The organism is Parahoeflea alexandrii, from assembly GCF_027214025.1.
Taxonomy (GTDB): Bacteria; Pseudomonadota; Alphaproteobacteria; order Rhizobiales; family Rhizobiaceae; genus Hoeflea; species Hoeflea alexandrii_A.
Window position 1 is genome coordinate 232,002 of the sequence record NZ_JAPWHB010000002.1, and the last position, 21,300, is coordinate 253,301.

General features: G+C 61.7%; 22 protein-coding genes and 1 pseudogene. 10 read left to right on the forward strand and 13 right to left on the reverse strand.

Annotated features, from left to right (window positions below):
* Positions 1-44: 44 nt before the first annotated feature.
* Both O4H62_RS07320 and O4H62_RS07325 read left to right on the forward strand, forming a co-directional pair.
* A complete protein-coding gene (locus tag O4H62_RS07320; RefSeq protein ID WP_430538392.1) occupies positions 45-527 on the forward strand; it encodes a YtoQ family protein in 483 nt (160 codons plus the stop codon).
* Positions 524-1,237 (forward strand): TIGR02453 family protein, encoded by a 714-nt coding sequence (locus O4H62_RS07325; RefSeq protein ID WP_269386654.1) that lies wholly within the window; start codon positions 524-526, stop codon positions 1,235-1,237. The genes O4H62_RS07320 and O4H62_RS07325 overlap by 4 nt, the downstream gene beginning before the upstream one ends.
* 5 nt (positions 1,238-1,242) lie before the next feature.
* On the opposite strand, the gene O4H62_RS07330 is transcribed toward O4H62_RS07325, so the two are convergent.
* Positions 1,243-2,301, reverse strand: coding sequence for a Gfo/Idh/MocA family protein (locus O4H62_RS07330; protein ID WP_269386656.1), 1,059 nt, complete (start codon positions 2,299-2,301; stop codon positions 1,243-1,245).
* A 392-nt stretch (positions 2,302-2,693) separates the two neighbouring features.
* Here O4H62_RS07330 and O4H62_RS07335 point away from each other — a divergent pair, with 392 nt between their 5' ends.
* Entirely contained in the window at positions 2,694-3,941 is a 1,248-nt protein-coding gene (locus O4H62_RS07335) for a multidrug effflux MFS transporter (protein WP_269386658.1), read from the forward strand.
* 12 nt (positions 3,942-3,953) lie between these two features.
* On the opposite strand, the gene O4H62_RS07340 is transcribed toward O4H62_RS07335, so the two are convergent.
* The 4 genes from O4H62_RS07340 to rpsD all read right to left on the reverse strand — a co-directional run bounded on the left by O4H62_RS07340 (position 3,954) and on the right by rpsD (position 7,402).
* Positions 3,954-4,790 (reverse strand): inositol monophosphatase family protein, encoded by an 837-nt coding sequence (locus tag O4H62_RS07340; RefSeq protein WP_269386660.1) that lies wholly within the window; start codon positions 4,788-4,790, stop codon positions 3,954-3,956.
* Positions 4,787-5,728, reverse strand: coding sequence for a tRNA 2-thiocytidine(32) synthetase TtcA (gene ttcA / locus O4H62_RS07345; protein ID WP_269386661.1), 942 nt, complete (start codon positions 5,726-5,728; stop codon positions 4,787-4,789). The genes O4H62_RS07340 and ttcA overlap by 4 nt, the downstream gene beginning before the upstream one ends.
* A gap of 31 nt (positions 5,729-5,759) precedes the next feature.
* A complete protein-coding gene (locus O4H62_RS07350; RefSeq protein ID WP_269386662.1) occupies positions 5,760-6,689 on the reverse strand; it encodes a glutaminase in 930 nt (309 codons plus the stop codon).
* 95 nt (positions 6,690-6,784) lie between these two features.
* The gene (rpsD, locus tag O4H62_RS07355; protein WP_269386663.1) at positions 6,785-7,402 is read right to left on the reverse strand and encodes a 30S ribosomal protein S4; all 618 of its coding nucleotides are present in this window, start codon (positions 7,400-7,402) and stop codon (positions 6,785-6,787) included.
* Positions 7,403-7,787: 385 nt separating this feature from the next.
* Between rpsD and pepT the strand changes: the two genes are divergently transcribed.
* From pepT to O4H62_RS07370, 3 genes and pseudogenes are all read left to right on the forward strand, one after another.
* On the forward strand, positions 7,788-9,020 hold the full coding sequence (gene pepT / locus O4H62_RS07360; RefSeq protein WP_269386664.1) for a peptidase T: 1,233 nt from the start codon (positions 7,788-7,790) through the stop codon (positions 9,018-9,020).
* Positions 9,021-9,092: 72 nt separating this feature from the next.
* Complete coding sequence (locus O4H62_RS07365; protein WP_269386665.1) at positions 9,093-9,521, forward strand: DUF1810 domain-containing protein; 429 nt, start codon at positions 9,093-9,095, stop codon at positions 9,519-9,521.
* Between the two features lie 14 nt (positions 9,522-9,535).
* A pseudogene (locus O4H62_RS07370) lies at positions 9,536-9,708 on the forward strand (peptidase T); the annotation flags it as partial.
* A gap of 91 nt (positions 9,709-9,799) precedes the next feature.
* On the opposite strand, the gene O4H62_RS07375 reads toward O4H62_RS07370, so the two are convergent.
* The gene (locus tag O4H62_RS07375) at positions 9,800-10,429 is read right to left on the reverse strand and encodes a DUF4145 domain-containing protein (protein WP_269386666.1); all 630 of its coding nucleotides are present in this window, start codon (positions 10,427-10,429) and stop codon (positions 9,800-9,802) included.
* Positions 10,430-10,698: 269 nt separating this feature from the next.
* Positions 10,699-12,225 carry an ATP-binding protein gene (locus O4H62_RS07380; protein WP_269386668.1) on the reverse strand — a complete coding sequence of 509 codons (1,527 nt, stop codon included), beginning with the start codon at positions 12,223-12,225 and terminating at the stop codon, positions 10,699-10,701.
* A gap of 401 nt (positions 12,226-12,626) precedes the next feature.
* On the opposite strand from O4H62_RS07380, the gene O4H62_RS07385 reads away from it, so the two are divergent.
* On the forward strand, positions 12,627-13,559 hold the full coding sequence (locus O4H62_RS07385; RefSeq protein ID WP_269386670.1) for a hypothetical protein: 933 nt from the start codon (positions 12,627-12,629) through the stop codon (positions 13,557-13,559).
* Positions 13,560-13,973: 414 nt separating this feature from the next.
* On the opposite strand, the gene murI is transcribed toward O4H62_RS07385, so the two are convergent.
* The 5 genes from murI to O4H62_RS07410 form a co-directional block, all read right to left on the reverse strand.
* Positions 13,974-14,765, reverse strand: coding sequence for a glutamate racemase (murI, locus tag O4H62_RS07390; RefSeq protein WP_269386671.1), 792 nt, complete (start codon positions 14,763-14,765; stop codon positions 13,974-13,976).
* Positions 14,762-15,586: an RNA methyltransferase gene (locus tag O4H62_RS07395; RefSeq protein WP_269386673.1), complete on the reverse strand. Its 825-nt coding sequence runs from the start codon at positions 15,584-15,586 to the stop codon at positions 14,762-14,764. Before O4H62_RS07395 ends, murI begins: the two co-directional genes overlap by 4 nt.
* Positions 15,587-16,165 (reverse strand): GNAT family N-acetyltransferase, encoded by a 579-nt coding sequence (locus O4H62_RS07400; protein ID WP_269386675.1) that lies wholly within the window; start codon positions 16,163-16,165, stop codon positions 15,587-15,589.
* 69 nt (positions 16,166-16,234) lie between these two features.
* A complete protein-coding gene (gene fabF, locus O4H62_RS07405; protein ID WP_269386677.1) occupies positions 16,235-17,509 on the reverse strand; it encodes a beta-ketoacyl-ACP synthase II in 1,275 nt (424 codons plus the stop codon).
* A 66-nt stretch (positions 17,510-17,575) separates the two neighbouring features.
* Complete coding sequence (locus tag O4H62_RS07410; protein WP_269386679.1) at positions 17,576-17,992, reverse strand: MarR family winged helix-turn-helix transcriptional regulator; 417 nt, start codon at positions 17,990-17,992, stop codon at positions 17,576-17,578.
* A 346-nt stretch (positions 17,993-18,338) separates the two neighbouring features.
* Between O4H62_RS07410 and O4H62_RS07415 the strand changes: the two genes are divergently transcribed.
* Genes O4H62_RS07415 through O4H62_RS07425 form a run of 3 tightly spaced genes read left to right on the forward strand, consistent with a single transcriptional unit; the run spans position 18,339 to position 20,617 of the window.
* Positions 18,339-19,550, forward strand: coding sequence for an NADP-dependent isocitrate dehydrogenase (locus O4H62_RS07415; RefSeq protein WP_269386681.1), 1,212 nt, complete (start codon positions 18,339-18,341; stop codon positions 19,548-19,550).
* Between the two features lie 3 nt (positions 19,551-19,553).
* A complete protein-coding gene (locus O4H62_RS07420; RefSeq protein WP_269386683.1) occupies positions 19,554-19,994 on the forward strand; it encodes a hypothetical protein in 441 nt (146 codons plus the stop codon).
* Positions 19,991-20,617, forward strand: coding sequence for a DedA family protein (locus O4H62_RS07425; RefSeq protein ID WP_269386684.1), 627 nt, complete (start codon positions 19,991-19,993; stop codon positions 20,615-20,617). The genes O4H62_RS07420 and O4H62_RS07425 overlap by 4 nt, the downstream gene beginning before the upstream one ends.
* A 32-nt stretch (positions 20,618-20,649) precedes the next feature.
* On the opposite strand, the gene O4H62_RS07430 is transcribed toward O4H62_RS07425, so the two are convergent.
* A complete protein-coding gene (locus O4H62_RS07430) occupies positions 20,650-21,294 on the reverse strand; it encodes a GyrI-like domain-containing protein (protein WP_269386686.1) in 645 nt (214 codons plus the stop codon).
* Between the last annotated feature and the right edge of the window lie 6 nt (positions 21,295-21,300).

Genomic DNA, 21,300 nt, shown 5'->3' on the forward strand with positions numbered 1-21,300 from the left:
CTGCCAGGCTGCCCGATGACAAGAATGCGACTGGAGACATGATCATGCCCTGGACCATCTATCTCTCGGGCGAAATCCACACCGACTGGCGCGATCAGATCGCAGCCGGCGCCAGGGCGGCCGGGCTGCCGGTGCAGTTCTCGGGTCCCGTTACCCATCATGAAGCTTCCGACGATGTCGGCGTCGCCATCCTTGGCGCCGAGCCGGACAAGTTCTGGCACGACCACAAGGGCGCGCAGATCAACGCTATCCGCACCCGCACGCTTTTGCAGAAGGCCGATATCGTCGTCGTCCGCTTCGGCGAGAAATACAAGCAATGGAACGCCGCCTTTGATGCGGGCTTCGCCGTCGCTCTCGGCAAGCCGCTGATCATCCTGCACCAGGACGAACACGCCCATGCGCTCAAGGAGGTCGATGCCGCCGCCCTCGCCGTCGCCAAAACTCCAGACCAGGTGGTCTCGATCCTCAGCTACGTCATCAATGGCGAATTGTCCGGCTACACCGATGCGCGGGACGCAGCCCAATGAGCCAAGCCGCCTATTCCGGTTTCGGCGACAAGGCCCTGCCCTTCCTGAAAGCCTTGGGCTTTCACCAGAACCGGGAGTGGTTTCACGAGAACAGGGACATCTTCGAAGAGCATCTGAACGAGCCCCGCGGGCGGCTGATCGACGATCTGGCGGTGCGCTTGGCCGAAAAGAAGATCCCGCTCACCTGCAACCGCAAGACCTCGACCTTCCGCATCAACCGCGACGTTCGCTTCGCCAAGGAAAAGCACCCTTACAACACCCATGTCAGCGCGGTGATCACCCGCTCGGGCACGAAAAAGGACCAGGGGCTGCTCTATTTCCACGTCTCGCCGGACGAGAGCTTCCTGGCCGTCGGTTTCTACGCGATGGAATCCGACGAACTGCGCGCCTTCCGGGAGGCCATCGTCAAGCGCAAGGACCAGTTCGACGCGGCGGTGAAGCCGCTCACCGCTCTCGGGTTTGCCTTCGACCGCGAAAACAGCCTCAAGCGCACCCCGCGCGGGTTCGAAGACATCACCGATCCGGAGATCGTCGATCTGCTCCGGCTCAGGCACCTGACCCTGTCGCGGCGCTTTGCCGCCGAGCGGCTTAAAGGCACGGCGCTGCTCGACGATCTCGTTGAACTCGCCGCCGCCGCGCAGCCGTTCCTGAGTTTCGGCTGGCGTGTCATCGACCCGGTCCGCGCCGCCCGCGACGAAACCAACCGCTGAGACAGTCAGACGTCCGTATCTGCCTTGAAAGCGGACCCAACCTGTATCAGGCCCCCTTCGGCCGATGATCTGATCATGGCCTCAATCAGCGCCTGCACTTCAAGCGCCCCGCGCCCTGTAACCGCCGGCAGGCGGTCGTCGCGGATCGCATCGGCGAAATCCTCAATCAGCGCCTTGTGCCAATCGCAGGGAAACGCCATCGGATCGGCGCCGCCGCCGGTCGCCGCCGGCTCGCCGGTCTCTTCCCGCCGCCCGTCGCGCCAGTTGACCGTGAGCCGCCCTGCCTTCAGAACCGCCGTGGCAAGCGCGCCATCGAGCGTGATCGATTCCGCCGATCCAGGATAACTCGCCGTCGTCGCCACGATCGAACCCACCGCCCCGGACGCAAAGCGGACGCCGGCGGCCACGAAATCCTCGGCTTCCATCCGGTGCAGGCTGGTCGTGGCGCTCAGCGCATGAACGGACGCGACAGGCCCGGCAAGATGCAGCATCAGGTCGAGCGTGTGGATCGCCTGGCTGATCAGCACGCCGCCGCCGTCGCGCGCATAGGTGCCGCGCCCCGGCTGGTCGTAGTAGTCCTGGCCGCGCCACCAGGGCACCTCCACCCGCACCAGCCCGATCTCGCCCAGCGCGCCATCTTCCAGCAGGGTTCGCAATTTCAGGGATCCAGCCCGAAACCTGTGCTGCAGCACGATGCCCAGGTGCACGTCATGACGCTCACAGGTCTCCACCAGGGCTTGGGCGGCTGACAGCGTCCGCTCGACCGGCTTCTCCATCAGCATATGCTTGCCGGCCTTCGCCATCATCCCGACAATTTCGGTCCGCTGGTCAGGAGGAGTGGCAAGGATGACACCGTCGACCGCCGGGTCGGATGCGATCTCCTCGAGATTGTCGAATATCCGGTAGCCGCAAGCCTTTGCGACACTCTCGGACCGGCCGCGGCTGCGGTTGTAGATGCCCGCAACCTCGGCTCCGCAGCCCGGATCCGACAGCGCCTCGAGATGCGGCCTCGTCGCCATGCCAAGTCCGATCAGCGCGAGGCGTACGGGTCGCCTTGTCTCCATGAAACATCCCTCCCTCAATCGCTTCAGCGAGCGATGCTGCAATTCCGGGCTGAATGTAGACGGCTTGCCGGCCACCGGGAAGGCCGCCGGCATGACGCATCCTCAGCCAATCGGCATCGCCTCCGATGGATCTCGATCCGCCGGCCCATAGAGAGCGCCCGTTTGCCCGAAAACTTCCCGGTGAAACCAAAAGCCCCGTGAAACCAAAGCTTGTCGGATTGGAAAACCGGGTTTAAGAACGGTTCCGGCATCAGCCAGTAAGGCCTGCCTTCTGATCTCCAGACACACCACGTTCAGGCAGATGCCGCATCACGAGGTGCCCATTGCTGGGACAGCTTCGAAAATCACCGGGCGCTTTCACGCACTCTGGTCCCGATAGGACAGTCAATACAATGCACGGAACCACGGCAACCGCCGTCAGCCCACCCGCGACCATCGGCGGAATTGGCCGTCCGCAATTCATCGCCATCATCGCTTCGCTGATGGCGCTCAATGCGGTGGCCATCGACATCATGCTGCCGGCGTTCCCGAACATATCGGGCAGCTACGGCATCACCGATGCCAACCGGGTCCAGCACATCCTGTTGTCCTATATCATCGGCTTCGGTCTGGCACAGCTGTTCTTCGGGCCGGTTTCCGATCGCTATGGCCGCCGCGCACCCTTGTTCATCGGCATCGGGCTCTATGCTTTCTGTGCCGTCGCCGGTGCATTCGCGCCGAGTTTCGAGATCCTGCTGGTCGCCCGCTTCCTGCAGGGCGTCGGAGCCGCCGCCACCCGCGTCATTGCCATTTCCGTTGTCCGCGACACCCATTCAGGCCGCGGCATGGCCGCCACCATGTCGCTGGTCATGATGGTCTTCATGGTGGTACCGGTGTTCGCGCCGATGATCGGACAGGTGATGATTCTTGCCGGCGACTGGTATCTGATCTTCATCTTCATGGCCTTTGTGTCGCTCGTGGTCGGCGCCTGGGCGCTGTTTCGCCTGCCCGAAACCCTGCATGAGGAATACCGCCGCCCGCTGACCGTCAAAAGCATCAGCCAGGCCTTCGCCATGGTGCTGTCGAACCGGATCGCGCTGTTCTACACACTGGCGACGAGTTTCTATTTCGGCTCTCTGTTCGGCTTCCTCAACGTGGCGCAGCCGATCTATGTCGACATTTATGGTCTGGGGTCCTATTTTCCGATCGCGTTTGCAGCAGTGGCCGTTGTCATGGCCGGCTCGTCATTCCTCAATTCACGGCTTGTCGGCCGGTTCGGCCAGCGCCGTCTCTCGCACGGCGCGCTAATCGCCTATTTCACCATGGCCCTGCTGCTCGCCGGGCTGACCGCAATGGGGCCGATCCCGTTCTGGCTGTTCTTCGGAATTTCCATGCTGATGATGCCGCTGTTCGGCTTTGTCGGCTCCAATTTCAATTCGATCGCCATGGAGCCGCTCGGCGCCATCGCCGGCACCGCATCATCGACGCTGGGCTTTGCCCAGACCGTCGGCGGTGGACTTGTCGGCGCGCTGATCGGGCAGGCCTATGACGGCACTGTCTTCCCGCTGGCCGCAGGCTATGCCCTGGTCTCCGCGGTGGCGGTGGCGATGGTGCTCATCGCCGAGAAAGGCCGGTTGTTCGGCGTCGGAACGCCGGACTGATGTGAGTCCGGCTCAGGCCCGCCACAGCGCTTCGCGTACAAGGTTCCAGCTGTCGATGTCGGTGGTGGCCAGCACACCGCCGTCGAGATGCTCCGGCCGGTAGACACTGCCGTCGAAACGGCGGACATAGCCGCCCGCCTCGCTCGTGATCAGGCTGCCCGCCAGATGGTCCCAGGGCATTAGCTTGTTGTAGAGCGCAAAGTGGATGTGACCGCCGCACAGCAGCCTGTATTCCTGTGCCGCGCAGCGATAGGCGACGCTGCCCAGGCAGAGCGCCTGGTTGCCGGCGATCCTGCTGCGCTCGGGCTCGGGCATGTATTGCCAGGACGCCGAACCGATCATGCGGCTGACCGCGCCTGCGGGCTCGGCAACCTTGAGCGCGCTCTCGCGCCCGTCAAGCCGGCGCAGGATCGCGCCGCCGCCCTTTTCCGCCATGATCCAGTCCTGGCCGACCGGATCGTGAATGATCCCGGCGATCGTCTCGCCGGCTTCCACCACCGCAAGCATGACGCCGAAGGCAGCAACGCCGGAGGCGAAATTGAAAGTCCCGTCGATCGGATCGACGACAAAGGTCAGGCTGTCCGATGTGCTCCAGCCTTCGAGCAGCGCCGGATTGTCCGACACCGCCTCCTCGCCGATCACCATCGCTCCGGGAAATCGCTCCAGCAGCGCTTCGGTGATCACCCGCTCGGCGCTCACGTCGGCTTCGGTGACCAGGTCGGCGGCAGAGGTCTTCTGCTGCACCGCGCCATCTCCGAGATTGCGGAACCGAGGCATGATTTCCGCCGTGCCGACGTCCAGCAGCAGCGCTGCCAGCCAATCCATATCCGCCGAGCCGAGTGTGGTCATGTTTCCGCTTTCCTTGGTTGAACGGCAAGTGCCGCAAAATCGAACAGCGATCTGTCGAGCAGATGCGAAGGCCGCGTGTTGGACAGAGCCCGGATCATCGACTCCTTGCGACCGGGCATCCGCCGCTCGATGTCGTTGATCATCAGCTTCATGGCATTGCGCTGCAGCCCGTCCTGCGATCCGCACAGGTCGCACGGGATGATCGGAAACTTCAGTGCTTCGGCAAAGCGCGCCAGGTCCTCTTCCGCGCAATAGGCCATCGGCCGGAGCACCATCACGTCGCCATCGTCGTTGAGCAGCTTCGGCGGCATCGCTTCGAGCCGCCCGCCATGGAAGAAATTGAGAAAGAAGGTCTCGAGAATGTCGTCGCGATGATGGCCGAGCACCAGCGCCTCGCAGCCCTCCTCCCGCGCGATGCGGTAGAGATTGCCGCGTCTGAGCCGTGAGCACAGCGCGCAATAGGTGGCGCCTTCGGGCACCTTCGATGTCACCACCGAATAGGTATCGCGGTACTCGATCCGGTGCGGCACGCCATGGGCGCCGAGATAGTCGGGCAGGATGTGCTTGGGGAAATTCGGCTGGCCCTGGTCGAGATTGCAGGCGATCAGGTCGACCGGCAGCATGCCGCGCCATTGCAGATCCATCAGCAGCGCCAGCAGTCCGTATGAATCCTTGCCGCCCGACAGCGCCACCAGCCAGCGCGGCCGCTTGCCGGTCTCACCCGCAGCCGACACCATCGAGAAATCTTCGATCGCCTGCCGCACATTGCGGATCAGCCGCTTGCGCAGCTTGTTGAACGACACGCTCGACGGCGCCTGCGCATAGAGCGACGGGCCGGCGCTTGCAGCGTCGACTGGACCGTCTGTCTCCAGGTCGGCCGCCCGCGCGGTATCATTATCGGCGGCAGGCGCGCCCAATGTCTCAAGTGTCTCGCTCATGCCACCGGGATGATGGCTTTGACCTGTCCAGTCAAGCCCCGAACACCGACCATTGCATCCGCCTGGCCAATTGCTCGAGCGCGTGCGTGCCGAGTTTCGAATTGCCGACCGTATCGAGCCCCGGCGACCATACTGCAATCGAGGCCTTGCCCGGCGCGATCGCCAGGATGCCGCCGCCGACGCCGCTCTTGCCCGGCAGGCCGACCCGGTAGGCGAACTCGCCCGAGCCGTCATAATGCCCGCACATCAGCATGATGGCGTTGATCCGTCGCGCCCGCTGCGGTGGCACCACCTGCGCGCCGGTCAGCGGGTTCTGCCCCTGGCTGGCCAGGAAAAGACCGGCCCGCGCCAGTTGCCGGCAATTCATGGCAATGGCGCACTGGTGGAAATAGACACCCAGCACATGGTCGACCGGATGGGAAATGCTGCCGAAGGAGCGCATGAAATGCGCCAGCGACGCGTTGCGGTCACCATGCTCGGTTTCCGAGCGCGCCACCCGCTCGTCGATTCTGATCGTGTCGTCATCGGCCAGGTAGCGCATGAACCGGACGATCTCGCCGATCGCCTCGCGCGGCTGGTGGCCCGCCAGGATGAGATCGGCCAGCACGATGGCGCCGGCATTGATGAACGGGTTGCGCGGCCGCCCTTTCTCCTGCTCCAGCTGGACAATCGAATTGAACGGATTGCCCGAGGGCTCGCGCCCTACCCGGGCCCACAGCGCATCGCCAAGCTTGCCCAGCGCCAGCGACAGCGTGAACACCTTCGACACGCTCTGGATCGAGAACGCCGTATCGGCGTCCCCCGCGCAGAAGACCTGCCCGTCCGGAAGCGCCACCGCGATGCCGAACTGGCCCGGATCCACCTTGGCAAGCTCTGGAATGTACTGCGCCACCGCGCCCCGGTCAGCCGCCATCGCCGCATCAAGGGCGATCTCGTCAAGCACTTGCTGAAGATCGGTCATTCACGGCCTCCCGTCGCGCCTCGGACGCGATAACAACGGACACAAAAAAGCCGCCCCGAAGGGCGGCCTTGATCTGGCGCAATCCGAAGAACGGATCAGCGCGAATAGAATTCGACGACCAGGTTCGGTTCCATCACGACGGCGTAAGGAACGTCCGACAGGGCCGGAACGCGAACGTAGGTGGCAGCCATCTTGTGGTGATCGGTTTCCACGTACTCGGGAACGTCACGCTCGGCCAGCTGCGAGGCTTCGATGACGAAGGCCAGCTGCTTGGACTTTTCCTTGACCGCGATCACATCACCCGGCTTGCAGCGGTACGAACCGATGTTGACGCGCTTGCCGTTGACGGTGACGTGGCCATGGTTGACGAACTGACGGGCGGCGAAGATCGTGGCGACGAACTTGGCGCGGTAGACGATGGCGTCCAGACGCGATTCCAAGAGGCCGATCAGGTTTTCAGGCGTATCGCCCTTCATCCGGTTGGCTTCGTCGTAGATCTTGCGGAACTGCTTTTCCGAGATATCGCCGTAGTAGCCCTTCAGCTTCTGCTTGGCGCGCAGCTGCACACCGAAGTCGGAAAGCTTGCTCTTGCGGCGCTGACCGTGCTGGCCGGGGCCGTATTCGCGACGGTTGACCGGGGACTTCGGACGGCCCCAGATGTTTTCGCCCATACGGCGATCGAGTTTGTATTTTGCCGATTCGCGCTTGCTCATCGCATTTCCTCTCAAAAGGTTACACCGGTCTGTTGCCAAACCGGATGAAGGAAACGCGCCCTCCTCTGGCCCCTGTTGATGAGACCTGACAGAACGGTTCACGCACGCATTGTGACAAACCGTCCACGGGACACGTAAGAAAACGCGAGGGCATGAACCCTCGCGCTGGCCGGGTCTCTAGAGCATCCGGCCCGGGCTGTCAACGCTTGCGGCGCTAGGCAGACACCGCAGAACAGCTTGCCGGCACGCACCGATCCGGCCCGGGTCTCGGCGCCCGGCGGTGGATGGCGGCGATGGCAGCACTATGTCGCGTCCGGCCACGGTTCCCCGACCCCGCCAGGATCGCTATAGCAGGTGAGACCCGCAATTGGAATCAGACCCTCCCATGACAGACACCGTACTCGACCGCCTGCTCCGCTATGTCGTCATCGACACCCAGTCCGACCCCGAGTCGCGCACCCAGCCCTCAACCGAGAAGCAGAAGGATCTCGGCCGCCTGCTGGTCGAAGAACTCCTGGCGCTCGGCCTCGATGACGCGCACATGGACGAGCACGGCAATGTCTACGCGACGGTTCCCTCCAACATCGACAAGCAGGTGCCGGTGATCTGCTTCTGTTCGCACATGGACACTGCACCCGACTTCACCGGCACCAACGTCAAGCCCAACATCGTGAAGAACTACCAGGGCGGCGACATCCAGCTCAGCGGCGACACCAGCCGCATCATCAAGGTCTCCGAGCATCCCGACCTCGCCCATCAGATCGGCCACGACATCGTCACCACCGACGGCACCACGCTGCTCGGCGCCGACGACAAGGCCGGCATTGCCGAGATCATGACCGCCGCCGCGACCCTCATCGCCAATCCGGAGATCAAACACGGCACCATCAGGATCCTCTTTACCACCGACGAGGAGATCGGCCGCGGCGCCGACAAGGTCGACATCGCCAAGCTTGGCGCCGCATTCGCCTACACGCTGGATGGCGGACGCATCGGCGAGATCGACAACGAGACCTTCTCCGCCGATGGCGTCGACATCGAGATCACGGGCGTGGCCCAGCACCCGGGCACCTCCAAGGGCGTGATGGAAAACGCCATCAAGATCGCCAGCGACATCGTCGCCCGGTTGCCGAAGGATCTGGCGCCGGAAACCACCGAGGGCCGCCAGGGCTTCATCCACCCCACCGACATCTCAGGCTCGATGGACGCGGCACATTTGAAGTTCATCATCCGCGATTTCGTCAACGAAGGTCTGACGGAGAAGGAAGGCCTGCTCAAGTCCATCGCCGAAGAGGTGATGAAAGCCTATCCCGGCTCAACCATGTGCCTCACGGTCACCGAGCAGTACCGCAACATGAAGCAAGTGCTCGACCTGAACCCCGAGATCGTCGAGAACCTGCTGGAGGCCGTCCGCCGCGCCGGCCTCGAACCGGTCACCAGCTCGATCCGCGGCGGCACCGACGGCTCGCGTTTCTCCTTCATGGGCCTGCCCTGCCCCAACATCTACACCGGCGGCCATTCCTACCACTCGCCGCTCGAATGGGTGAGCGTTCAGGACATGGAAAAGTCGGTCGAGACGATCGTCGAACTGGTGAAGGTGTGGGAGGAGCGGGCGTGAGTGTGAGCTCTCCCGCCTGCGGCCCGATGCAATGATCCGTCAGCGATGAAACGCAACTGAGGAGAAAAGTCGATGACTGATGAGTTCAACCTTCGACGCTTTGTCAAGGCCCAGGACCCGGTCTACAGCCGCGTCCTTGCCGAGTTGCGCCATGGCGAAAAGCGAAGCCACTGGATGTGGTTCGTTTTTCCGCAGATCCAGGGTCTCGGCTCCAGCCCGCTGGCCGAGTGCTACGCCATCACCTCGCTCGAGGAGGCCCGCGCCTATCTCGACCACGAACTGCTGGGACCTAGGCTTAAAGAATGCTGCGAAATCCTCGAAACGATCGAGGATCGAAGCGCCGAAGAGATTTTCGGCTATCCCGACGTCGACAAGCTGCGCTCGTCGATGACGCTGTTTGCCCGGGCAAGCGAGGGAGAAAACATCTTCACCCGGATTCTGGACAAGTTTTATTCGGGCGAAGCCGACCCTCAAACGCTCGACAGGATCGGCAGGAGCTGAGGCCTACTCGCTGCGGCGACACCGACGGCTCGCGCCTGTCCTTCATGGGCCCGCCCTGCCCCAACATCTACACGGCGGCCATTTCTGCCACTCGCCGCTCGAATGGGTGAGCCGCCAGGACATGGAAAAGTCGGTCGAGACGATCGTCGAACTTGTAATGGTCTGGCAGGAATGGGCAGCGGATTAGGCGCGGGGGATGAATACTGCAGCGGCCTTTGAGACTAGCCCGAATCTTTTATTGAGTTGCATAGGATTTTTTTGGGCTGTTCAAAAATGACTCAAACCCCATCACTCTCGCCAGCAGTATCAGCTTTCCGAAGGCCAGACGCAATTTGTTTTGCCCGCACTCTTGCAATCGTAGCGGGACGGACAAAAAGTCGATCCAGGAGATCAATGGTCAGTTCTTCGAGAGCCTCTGCTTCTTTGGTAGTGTAGGGATCTTCATCATGAGTTGCGTCATTGCCATCAAGCGCAGCAATATCTGCAAGCTCCACAATATCTTCATCCAATACCTTCATGTCACCTAACGCCTTCAACCGGCTCCTTAAAGCATTCGCCGGCTGTTTATCTTTCAGTCGTTCATTATTTGAATAGAATTCTTTCGTACCCACATCGATCGTTTTGCGAAACATAGCACCTGCAGGTTCACTAAGACCATAACGCAGGCAAGTGGCGGCCTGCCTAAAAAGATCGCGTGTTCTTGCCGGAATATCATCGCTAAGCTTAGGGATTTCGGGATAGATTTGCACTGGAGAGTCCCTAATAGAACGGCCGGTTTCTAGGTCCCGATCATCTGCAAAATTTCCTTTTGGCTGACCTTGATAAATGCTGCCGCGACCGCAAGCATTACAAACCATAAACATCTCGTAATTCAGGTCATCTTGTGTCGCAAACCCCTTGATCTGCATTTGAACATGTGATTTTCCACACCTTTGGCAATCCCTAATCAGATATCCCATCAATTCCCCGCCAATTGCTTCGTTTTGTCGATCACAAAGACATTATAACAATTTGTGCAACAGATTCTCTATCACCATGCACGATGCCAAATTTTAAGAAAGTACTGGCGATCTTAAATACACATCGCTTAATGACGTTCAGCGAGAACTCGGGTTCGACGGATATTCCTGAGGTTAAGCGAGAGAACGCTAAGTTCAGACCGCGAGACGGTTACCCCTCACTCCGCCGCTTCCGCCCCGCCTGCATCCTCGTCCGGCGCATCCGCCGCTCCGGGCGCGGTTTCGGCCTGGAGTTCGGGAATGCCGACGATCCGTTTTCCCGCATGATCAGCATGCACGATGATCAGGTCCTGCTCCTCGAAATAGCCGAGCAGCCTGCGGGCGCGGCGCGCCGAATGGGTGCCGTAAGCCCTTGCGATGCGGGCGTCTGACGGACACGGCTCGGCCCGGATCGCGGCCACCGCCAGCATCAGGAACACGCCCTGCAGGTCTTCCGACACCTGCGCCGAGAGCCGGAGCGCCGTGGCCCAGGCCTCGCCTGCGGCGGTTTCCGCATCGACGCCCGAGCGGGCGATGGCGACGCGGCGGCGGAATTCGCCGAGCGACATCGGCGACCCTGACACCCGGCGCATTCTCAGCCGCACCAGGAAATCCTGGTACAGCGCCGAATCCGTCCGGTAGCCCGATTCCGGATCGGCGAGGATTTCGCCAAGCACCGCCGCCACCCGCTCCTCGCGCTCTTCCGCCGACAGGCCGCCGGAACCGGCCGCCTCCCCGCCCGACCGCGCGATCGGCTGATCGGAGAGCGGCGTGGCGCGCGACAGTTCCGCCAGGATATCGGTGGTCGGCCGAGGCGCCGGACGCGCCCGGCGCGTGAGCGGCCGGGTCAGCTCTTCCGGATCGGGGGTGAAGATCAGGTCTTCGACGTCTTCCACGGTTTCGGGCATCGGCATCAGCTTCGGGCTCGATGACCGCGCCTGCGTTTCCACCGCGCCGATGGCGATCGGCAGCGGACGCCGCGACAAGGCCGGTCCGAGACCGACGAAATTGCCGCGCTGCAGATCGCGGAACATCTCCGCCTGCCGCCGGTCCATGCCGAGCAGATCGGCGGCGCGCGCCATGTCGATGTCGAGGAAGGTCCGGCCCATCAGGAAGTTCGAGGCTTCAGCCGCCACGTTCTTGGCCAGTTTCGCCAGCCGCTGGGTGGCGATCACGCCGGCGAGACCACGTTTTCTGCCGCGGCACATCAGGTTGGTCATCGCGCCGAGCGACATCTTGCGCGCGTCTTCGGACACGTCGCCGCCAACGGCGGGCGCGAACAGCTGCGCCTCGTCCACCACCACCAGCACCGGGTACCAGTACTCGTGATCGGCATCGAACATGGCGTTGAGAAACACCGCCGCCGCGCGCATCTGCTGCTCGACATCGAGCCCTTCCAGCGAGAGCACGCACGACACCCGGTGCCGCCTGATCCGGCTGGCGATACCGGCAAGCTCGCCCTCGCTGCGCTCGCCCTCGACCACCAGGTGGCCGTATCTCTCCGACAGGGTGACGAAATCGCCCTCGGGATCGATGATCACCTGCTGCACCCATTGCGCCGACTGCTCGAGCAGGCGCCTGAGCAGGTGCGACTTGCCCGAGCCGGAATTGCCCTGCACCAGGAGACGGGTCGCCAGCAGCTCTTCGATGTCGAGCCTGGCCGGCTGTCCGCCCGTCAAGCTTCCCATGTCAATTCCGACCTGCACCTTGGCTTTACTCCGTAAACGCGACGCGGCAATTCAGCGATTCGGCCAACACTCGGCCACCGCATTCCCTAGCAGAATTTCCCGGCCCTGCTGCCGGTGATCTCGGAAATACACAGGATTTCGTACACGCAATTAAAGGCCAACATGCAGCACAACAACACCGAACAACTGCGTATGAGATTCCTCACGTGCCCAAAATCTATCGCTACTCCTCAATATTCAACTTTGCTTAGCTTGCTTCGGCCCCACTGGAGGAGAAATAGACATGCTCAAATCCTAATACCCAAATAGCATCTCGCCCACGACTCCTCTTTACCACCAAGATAAGTATTGATACTGATGGCTAAAAAAAATCACGAGAATGGCGGGCTGCATCACTTTTTCAGCCAAACGGGGGAGTTATGTTCGATATATTGAGGCGTGCAAAGAACGCGATTTTTTTGTTTTTCGGCATAATTGGAGGTATGGCCACCTACTTCGCCACATTTGACCCAATTCAAAAGCTCTTAGAGGACCATGTAGCCGTTAGCACCTTAGCAGCAATATATCTAGGATTACTCATATGCTCGATAGTCATTTTCTTCGTATTTAGAGAATACCAAACAAGCAGAAAAGAAAAATATGCAAACATAGCAAACAGTCTTCATGTAATAAATCACAACATTAGAGACTTAAACTACATACAAAACAAACACATTAAAAGTAAAAGCGATCTCGAATTAACAATAAATCAACAAAGATCGAAAATTGTTGACATACTTGATGGCATCGCCCTCGTATTCCATACGATTACAGGAACTAAGTGCAGATCATCAATAAAAATTATTTCAGCTATAGAAGAAACAGAATACGTAGTAACAATCGCTAGAAATAAATCTGAAGACGAAATACTGAAGAATTTTGATAAAAAAAGACGGAAAGCCCTTGTTGACCCTCTATCTGAGAATGAAAAGTACAAACAACTCATCTCTCCAGACAAGGAAAAATGGCATATTTACTGCCCAAGCGTTGCAAATGCTCCCAACTCTACAAGCTTTACCGCGTACATGGAGAAAGAAAAAGATGTTCGACCACCAACTGGCTGGTTTTCCAGTGTATACAATCGAGACCCACGCCCCTATCGATCATTCATGACGTGCGTTATACGAGCATCCAACTCAGGGACACCCGACGGAGAACAGAAAATAATTGGATTTCTATCTGTAGATAGCGAGGCCACAGACGCATTTGTTGAACGCTGGGACGCACAGCTTTTGTACTCATTTGCTGATTCTATGGCCTATGCCTTAGACAAGTACCAAGTCATGGCAGCTTCTTCAGGGTCCGAAACCTGATGATGCCGACGCTGCCCGCCAGCGAGCGCAGGAAAGCCCGTCCCATTGCTCTTCACATATTGGTCGGCTTGTAAAGCTGTCAAGATTTTTACAGATAATATTGTGGGTTTGTAAATCCTTCGGAAATATCCTATATTGCTTATATCGAAAGGGTGAAATTATGGCTGATAGTTCATCGTCTATTACTTCATCAACATGGAAGGAGCAGATTTCCGTTCCACTCCAAACCAAAGACCAATCGAATGTTAAGACCGTCGAGAACAGATACGACGATGGATTTGGGTTAATGTCAGTAGTTTATTATCGGACTTTTGATGATTCAGTCATTGATCGGTTTTTCGAAGATTGAATTTGTGGCCCGGTATTGAGTTCGAGGATCAAGCGCCCGAGAAAATGATTGATTAACTAGCTTACCTACCCCGCCGTCAGCCCGAAGCCGTGCATCAATCTCAGCGCGCTGTAGTCGGGATTGCCCGAGGTGAATTCCACCGTGTCACGCGCGTCCGGCAGCGCGTGGCCGCCCGGCAGCGTCTCCACGATCGCCAGCGCCCGGCGCGCGATCGCTTCCGCCGGGTCGATCCAGTCCACCGGCCAGGGCGCGAGCTTGCGCATGCGGTTGACCAGGAACGGAAAATGCGTGCAGGCCAGCACCACGATATCGGTCTTGCGTCCGTCCTTCGTAACGAAGCACGGTTCGATCTCGGCCTTCACCGCCGCCTCGTCGACAAAGCCCTTTCGCATGTAGGTCTCGGCAAGTTCGGCGAGATTTTCCGATCCCACCAGCCGCACATGCACCTTGTCGGCATAGTCGCGGATCAGGTCGCGGGTGTATTGCCGCTTCACCGTGCCCGGCGTCGCCAGCACCGAGACCAGGCCCGAGCGGGTCCGTTCGGCCGCAGGCTTGATCGCCGGCACCGTGCCGACGAACGGCACGCCGAGATAGGCCGCCCGTAGCGCCGGCATGACGATGGTCGAGGCGGTGTTGCAGGCAATGATCACCAGCGCGGGGTCGTGGCGTTCGATCAGGCCGGCAAACAGCCCGACGATCCGGTCGCTGAGCGCGCCCTCTTCCCAGCGGCCATAGGGAAAGCCGGCATCGTCGGCGACATAGACAAAGCGTCGGCCCGGCATGATCACCCGCGCCTCGCGCAGCACGCTTAAGCCCCCGATGCCGCTGTCGAAGACCAGAACCGGCCGCTCGCTCATTCGTCGTCCCCCTGCCCCTTGTCGAAAGTTTCGTCGCCCGCGCCGGGCGTTCTTTGTCCGGGGCGACTGAACCTGTCAAATGAGGCGAAAAGACCGCGCAGCACGGCGATTTCATCGCTGGAGAACCCCGGCCGGGTCAGCACGGCGCGCAAGTTGTCGACCGCCTTCATCTTCTTGGTCTCGGAGCGGAAATAGCCGCGCGCCTCGAGCCCTTCCTCGATCTGGGCGAAAAGGCCGAACAGATCGGCCTTCGGCGCCGGCTCCACCTCGGCCTTGTCGAACGCCGTCTGGTGCGGGCTCGAAAGCCCCGATTTCATCCATTCATAGGACATCAAGAGCACGGCCTGGGCGATGTTCAATGAGGCATAGGCCGGGTTGACCGGAAATGTGACGATCTCGTCGGCAAGGCCGACTTCCCAGTTGCGCAGGCCGATGCGTTCGCGCCCGAACAGGATCCCGGTCTTCTCGCCGCCGTTCTCCCGCCCGCGCAGCACTTCGCCCGCCTCCACCGGCCCGCGCACCGGCTTGTGCCCGTCGCGCGGCCGCGCCGTGGTGGCGTAGACGAAACTCAGATCCGCGAGTGCGGCTTCCAGCGTGTCATAGACGATCGCCCCCTCGATCACGTGGTCGGCGCGCGCGGCCGCGCTCACCGCCTTCTCGTTCGGCCAGCCGTCGCGCGGATTGACGATCCTAAGGTTCGACAGCCCGAAATTGGCCATGGCGCGCGCCACCATGCCGATATTCTCGCCCAGTTGCGGTTCGACCAGGATGATCGCCGGCCCGCCGGTGATCAGTTCGCGATTTCGATCCGTCCCGGCCATTCAGAAACCGCCCTTGTCCATTTCGTTCCATTCCCTTGCCAGCATGGCGTAGTGGAATTCTTCGTCCCAGACGCCCTTGAACAGCGCATGCTCGCGAAAATGCGCTTCGCGCCGCATGCCCAGGCGTTCCATCAGCCGCCACGAAGCCCTGTTGCGCGCGTCGCAACGCCCGAAGATCCGGTGCAGATTGAAGTGGCCGAAACCGATTGCCAACACCGCGCGCGCCGCCTCGGTAGCGTAGCCCTTGCCGCCATGCGAGGGATGGAAGGTGAAACCGATCTCGCCCTGCCGCGCCTCCCTGTCACGGAACAACAGCACCATGTCGCCGATCAGGATCCCGCTCTGCTTCAGGGTGACGGCGAAAACGATGGCGTCGGCATCGGGCGCCTGCCGGTCCCAGCCTCCGTCAGCCCACTTGCTGACTTCCTCGACCACCTCGTCGCGCGAACGCGGCTCCCAGTACTGGTAGCGCGCCACCGCTTCCAGGCTGTGATAGCCATGCACGGCATCCACATCCGCGGGCGTGAACGGGCGCAACCGCAATCGCGCCGTCTCGATCGGATAGGTCAAATCAGCCAAGGCGTGCCCCGTTTCTGTCAGGCCGACAGCACTAATGCCGCGCCCGCGCACAATCAAGGCTCGCCACGGCTAGATCCCGCTGAACACCAGCGAGGCGTTGACGCCGCCAAACCCGAAGGCGTTCGACAGCACATTCCGCAACTGTTTCCGGCGCGGCGTGTTCGGCACCAGGTCAAACCGGGCGGCAGCCTCGTCGGGGTGGTCGAGATTGATCGTCGCCGGCATCATGCCGTCACGCAGCGCCAGGACCGAAAACACCGCCTCGATGGCGCCGGCCGCGCCGAGCAGATGCCCGGTGGAGGACTTTGTCGCCGAGACCGACAGGTCCTGCCCCCTGCCAGCGAAAACATGGCCGATGGCGGCGATTTCCGCGGCATCGCCGACGCCGGTCGAGGTCGAATGGGCATTGACATAATCGATATCGTCCGGCGTCAGCCCCGCCATCTTCAGCGCACCGCGCATCGCCTTTTGGGCGCCATGGCCTTCCGGATGACCGGCCGTGAGATGATAGGCATCGGCGGACGTGCCGTATCCCGACAGGATCGCCAGCGGTTTGGCGCCGCGCGCCATCGCATGGCTGAGCCGCTCGATGACCAGCACCGCCGCCCCTTCCGAAAGCACGAACCCGGCACGCGACTGGTCGAACGGCCGCGAGGCGCGCGCCGGATCGTCATTATAGGCCGTGCACAGCGCCCGCGCGGCGGCAAACCCGCCGATCGAGATCGGATCGACCGAGCCTTCGGCGCCGCCGCAGACGACAACGTCGGCTTCGCCGGTGTGGATCAGTCGCATGCCGTCGCCGATAGCCTGTGCCGAGGCGGCGCATGCCGTCACGGGCGCGCCGATCGGGCCGGTGAAGCCGTGGCTGATCGAGATCCAGCCGGATGCCAGATTGGGCAGGAATGCCGGAACAGTGAAAGGCGACAGCCGCCTCGGTCCCCTTTCAGCGATCGTCTGCGCCGTCTGCGCCATCAACGGCGAGCCACCGACGCCGGTGCCGATAATGGTGGCGGTCGCATCCCGATCCGCCTCGGTTTCGGGTCTCCAGCCGGATTGCGCCAGCGCCTGCGTCGCCGCGGCGAGGCCATACTGGATGAACCAGTCCATCTTCTTGACGTCCTTACCGTCAATCCAGTCGCGCGCATCAAACCCGTCCGGGTCGACGCTCTTTGGCGGAACCAGGCCGGCGATGGTACAGCCGTAGTCGCTGGTGTCGAAACGGTCATTGTGAACCACGCCGCTGCGTCCGGCGAGCAGCCTTGACCAGTTGGTCTCCACTCCCACGCCCAGCGGGCTGACGACGCCCATTCCGGTGACCACGATCGGATCCTTGTGCATGCTCATGCCTTTCGTTGCTATTACACTGGTGTATTTACACTATTGTGATCAAAAAAAGTCCTGGATCGTGCCTCAACCCGCCGTCAACGCCCGCAGGGCTGAGAGCAGATGCTCGGATTGCGCCGGACTGAGCAGCCCGCGCACCTCGACCTGCGCCTCCCGCCAATGCGGCACCAACTCGTCCGCCAGTTCATGACCGGCCGGCGTCAGCCTGAACGCGCGGCCATTGCCCTTGGCCGCCGGCGCCGTTGCCACCAAACCCTTGCGGATCAGCAGTTCGAGATTGCGGATCAGCGTGGTGCGGTCCATGGCAATCCGCCTGGCCATGTGGCTCACCGGTTCGTCCCGTTCCTGCAGCAACACCATGAGCACAGAAAACTGCACCACCGAGACGCCAAAGCGCTGCAAGCGGGCATCGTAGCGGCGGGTCATGGCGCGCGCCGCCATGACCGTGTTGAGCAACAGGCAATCGGAGAAGTCAGGGTCCATCGCGGGCACGATACCGTGTAACTACACGTTGTCAATGCCCCGCCCGCTCCGGTCCCGCCGCGGCCGCCGAACCGGAGGATGATGGCGCGCCGGAACGATGGGGGCCGTGGCGCACACCCATGCGGACAGCTTTCCCCGCAAGTCAAACGGAAAGAAGTCGCCTGACAGTCGAGCAAAACCGGCGGCCTTGGCGGGCTGGTGGCTGCGCCTCACACCTTCGCCGCAATCGGGCCGCAGGGGGCGCCCGGCATGTTGTGCGCGCGCGCGGCTTTTGTTATGAGAAGCGCCAACTGAACGGGTGGCTTTCGGCCTCCCCCTGATAACCCCCTCGGAAGGTCAAACAAGCATGGCAAAGATCAAGGTTGCAAACCCCGTCGTCGATCTCGACGGCGATGAGATGACACGGATCATCTGGCAGTTCATCAAGGAAAAGCTGATCCTGCCCTACCTCGACCTGCCGATCGACTATTACGACCTCTCGGTCGAGTATCGCGACGAGACCAACGACCAGGTCACCATCGACGCCGCCAACGCCATCAAGAAGCACGGCGTCGGCATCAAGTGCGCCACCATCACCCCCGATGAGGCCCGCGTCGAGGAATTTGGCCTCAAGAAGATGTGGCGTTCGCCCAACGGCACCATCCGCAACATCCTCGGCGGCGTCATCTTCCGCGAGCCGATCATCATGAAGAACGTACCGCGCCTGGTTCCCGGCTGGACCAAGCCGATCATCGTCGGCCGTCACGCCTTCGGCGACCAGTACCGCGCCACCGATTTCCGTTTCCCCGGCAAGGGCAAGCTGTCGATCAAGTTCGTCGGCGAGGATGGCGAAACCATCGAGCACGACGTCTTCGACGCGCCGTCCTCGGGCGTTGCCATGGCCATGTACAACCTCGATGATTCGATCCGTGACTTTGCCCGCGCCTCATTGAACTACGCGCTGATGCGCGGCGTGCCCTGCTACCTGTCGACCAAGAACACCATCCTCAAGGCCTATGACGGCCGCTTCAAGGACCTGTTCCAGGAAGTCTTCGACGCCGAATTCAAGGCTCAGTACGACGAAGCCAAGATCTGGTACGAACACCGCCTGATCGACGACATGGTCGCCTCGGCGCTGAAATGGTCCGGCGGCTATGTCTGGGCCTGCAAGAACTATGACGGCGACGTCCAGTCCGACATCGTCGCCCAGGGCTTCGGCTCGCTCGGCCTGATGACCTCTGTGCTGATGACACCCGATGGCAAGACCGTGGAAGCCGAAGCCGCGCACGGCACCGTGACCCGCCACTACCGCCAGCACCAGAAGGGCGAGGAAACCTCAACCAACTCGATCGCCTCGATCTTCGCCTGGACCCGTGGCCTGGCGCACCGCGCCAAGCTCGACGACAATGCCGAGCTCGCCACCTTCGCCGAAACGCTGGAAAAGGTCTGCATCCAGACCGTCGAATCCGGTTTCATGACCAAGGATCTGGCGCTGCTCATCGGTCCCGACCAGCCCTGGCTGTCGACCACCGGTTTCCTCGACAAGATCGACGAGAACCTGCAGAAGGCCATGGGCTGAGCGATGGCCGCCGGAGCCGTCGCCACGCTCAAGCGGCTGTGGCGGCACAACCGGTGGCTCACGATTGCCTTTGCACTGACATTGACGCTGGCGCTGGTGTTCATCATCCGCGCCGGCGTTTTTTTTGTCTACTGGCAGCAGCACCGGGACGAGCCGATCGAAGGCTGGATGACCGTACGCTACATCGCCCGTTCCTACCGGGTCGATCCGAAGATCGTACGCGACGCTGTCGGCCTGCCTGAGACCGGCCCGGACCGCCGCCCGCTGGTGAGAATCGCCCGCGAGGACGGCAAGCCGCTCGATGAAATGACCACCGGGATCCTCCAGGCGATCAGGGCGGACCGCGCCGCCCGCGGACAGCCCGGGGGCACTCTTCCCGCCCCCGCTCTGTCGCCTCCAGGAACGGCGCCAAGCGCATCCTCGCAGTCCTCCCGGCAGCCATGACCGCATACCTGCTGGAGTTCCTCACCAGCTATGGCATTCCCGCAGCCGCGCTGCTTCTGGCGATCGGCCAGTTCGGCGTGCCGATTCCCACCTCGCTGGCCCTGCTGACGCTGGGAGCACTTGCCGCCAATGGCGACGCGGACGTGGCAACCGCCTTCTTCTGGGCGATTGCCGGCGCCACCCTTGGCGATCAGACGGGCTTTCTCGCCGGCCGCTTCGTCGTCCTGTCCGCCGAAGGACGCCCCGGATTTCTCGGCGGACTGGCCAGGAAGGCCCGCGCCGCCGAACCGAAGCTGAAAAGATGGGGCGCAAGCGGCGTGTTCCTCAGCCGCTGGCTGTTCACCCCGCTCGGCCCGGCCATCAACATCGCCAGCGGCATCACCGGGCTCTCCTGGCCGCGCTTCACCCTCTGGGGCGTTCTGGGCGAAGGCCTGTGGGTGTCGATCTACATCACGCTCGGCTACGCCTTCGGCTCCAACATCGAGACTTTGTCCGGCATCCTCGGCAACCTGTCGATGGCGCTGGCCATGCTGGCGCTGGCAGCCTTGCTTGGCTGGCGGCTGAAGCTGGCGGTAGATGTCGCACAGGCCCGTTCGGGCCGGAAATCGGAAGGTCAACACTGAGAGCCCGGCGAAGAACGCAAACTCTCAAAAACTCAGGCTGAAGACCGCACCGGCTGGCGCAACAGCGTCTTGATCTTTTCCGGCGCCACCTTGCGCGGATCGTTGAGATAGATCTCGTGGTGCAGCCCGGTTGGCTCGTAGCCATGCTCCGGCATGAACCGGTCATGCAGGTCGATCAGCAGCGGTGCCTCGTCGACATAGGGGCCGAAATAGAGCCGCTGCAGCGAGCTGCCTTCCCGGTAGGCCGTGAGCGCGACCGCTTGCAGCGTCTCGGCGTTCGTCCCGGCCTCCGCCTGCCCCTTGAGCTTACCAAGCACAGCCAGCCGAACCGCCTCCAGATCGGCTTGAGTGATCCAGTCCGGCTGCCGTATCATCATCCGCCACTTCCACGCCGCCCGGTCGCCGGAGCGGTAGGCCTCCATGTCGTCGGCCCACCACAACCCTTCCAGCGGGCCCACCACGTAATCGCGGCCGTAAACTGATTTCGACCGGAACTTCAGCCCGTAGGACAGGCTGTAGAGCGCCGACACGGCGGCGCTGTAGGCGGGCGAAGTCTGCGGATCGCCCTGCCCCTCGACCTTCAGGAACTGCCATTCCGGCACATCGACCGGCTCCCACCGGTCGGTCTTCGCCGTATAGAAAGCCTTGTCGGTTTTCTTGAAATCAATCTTGTCCATTTCAGC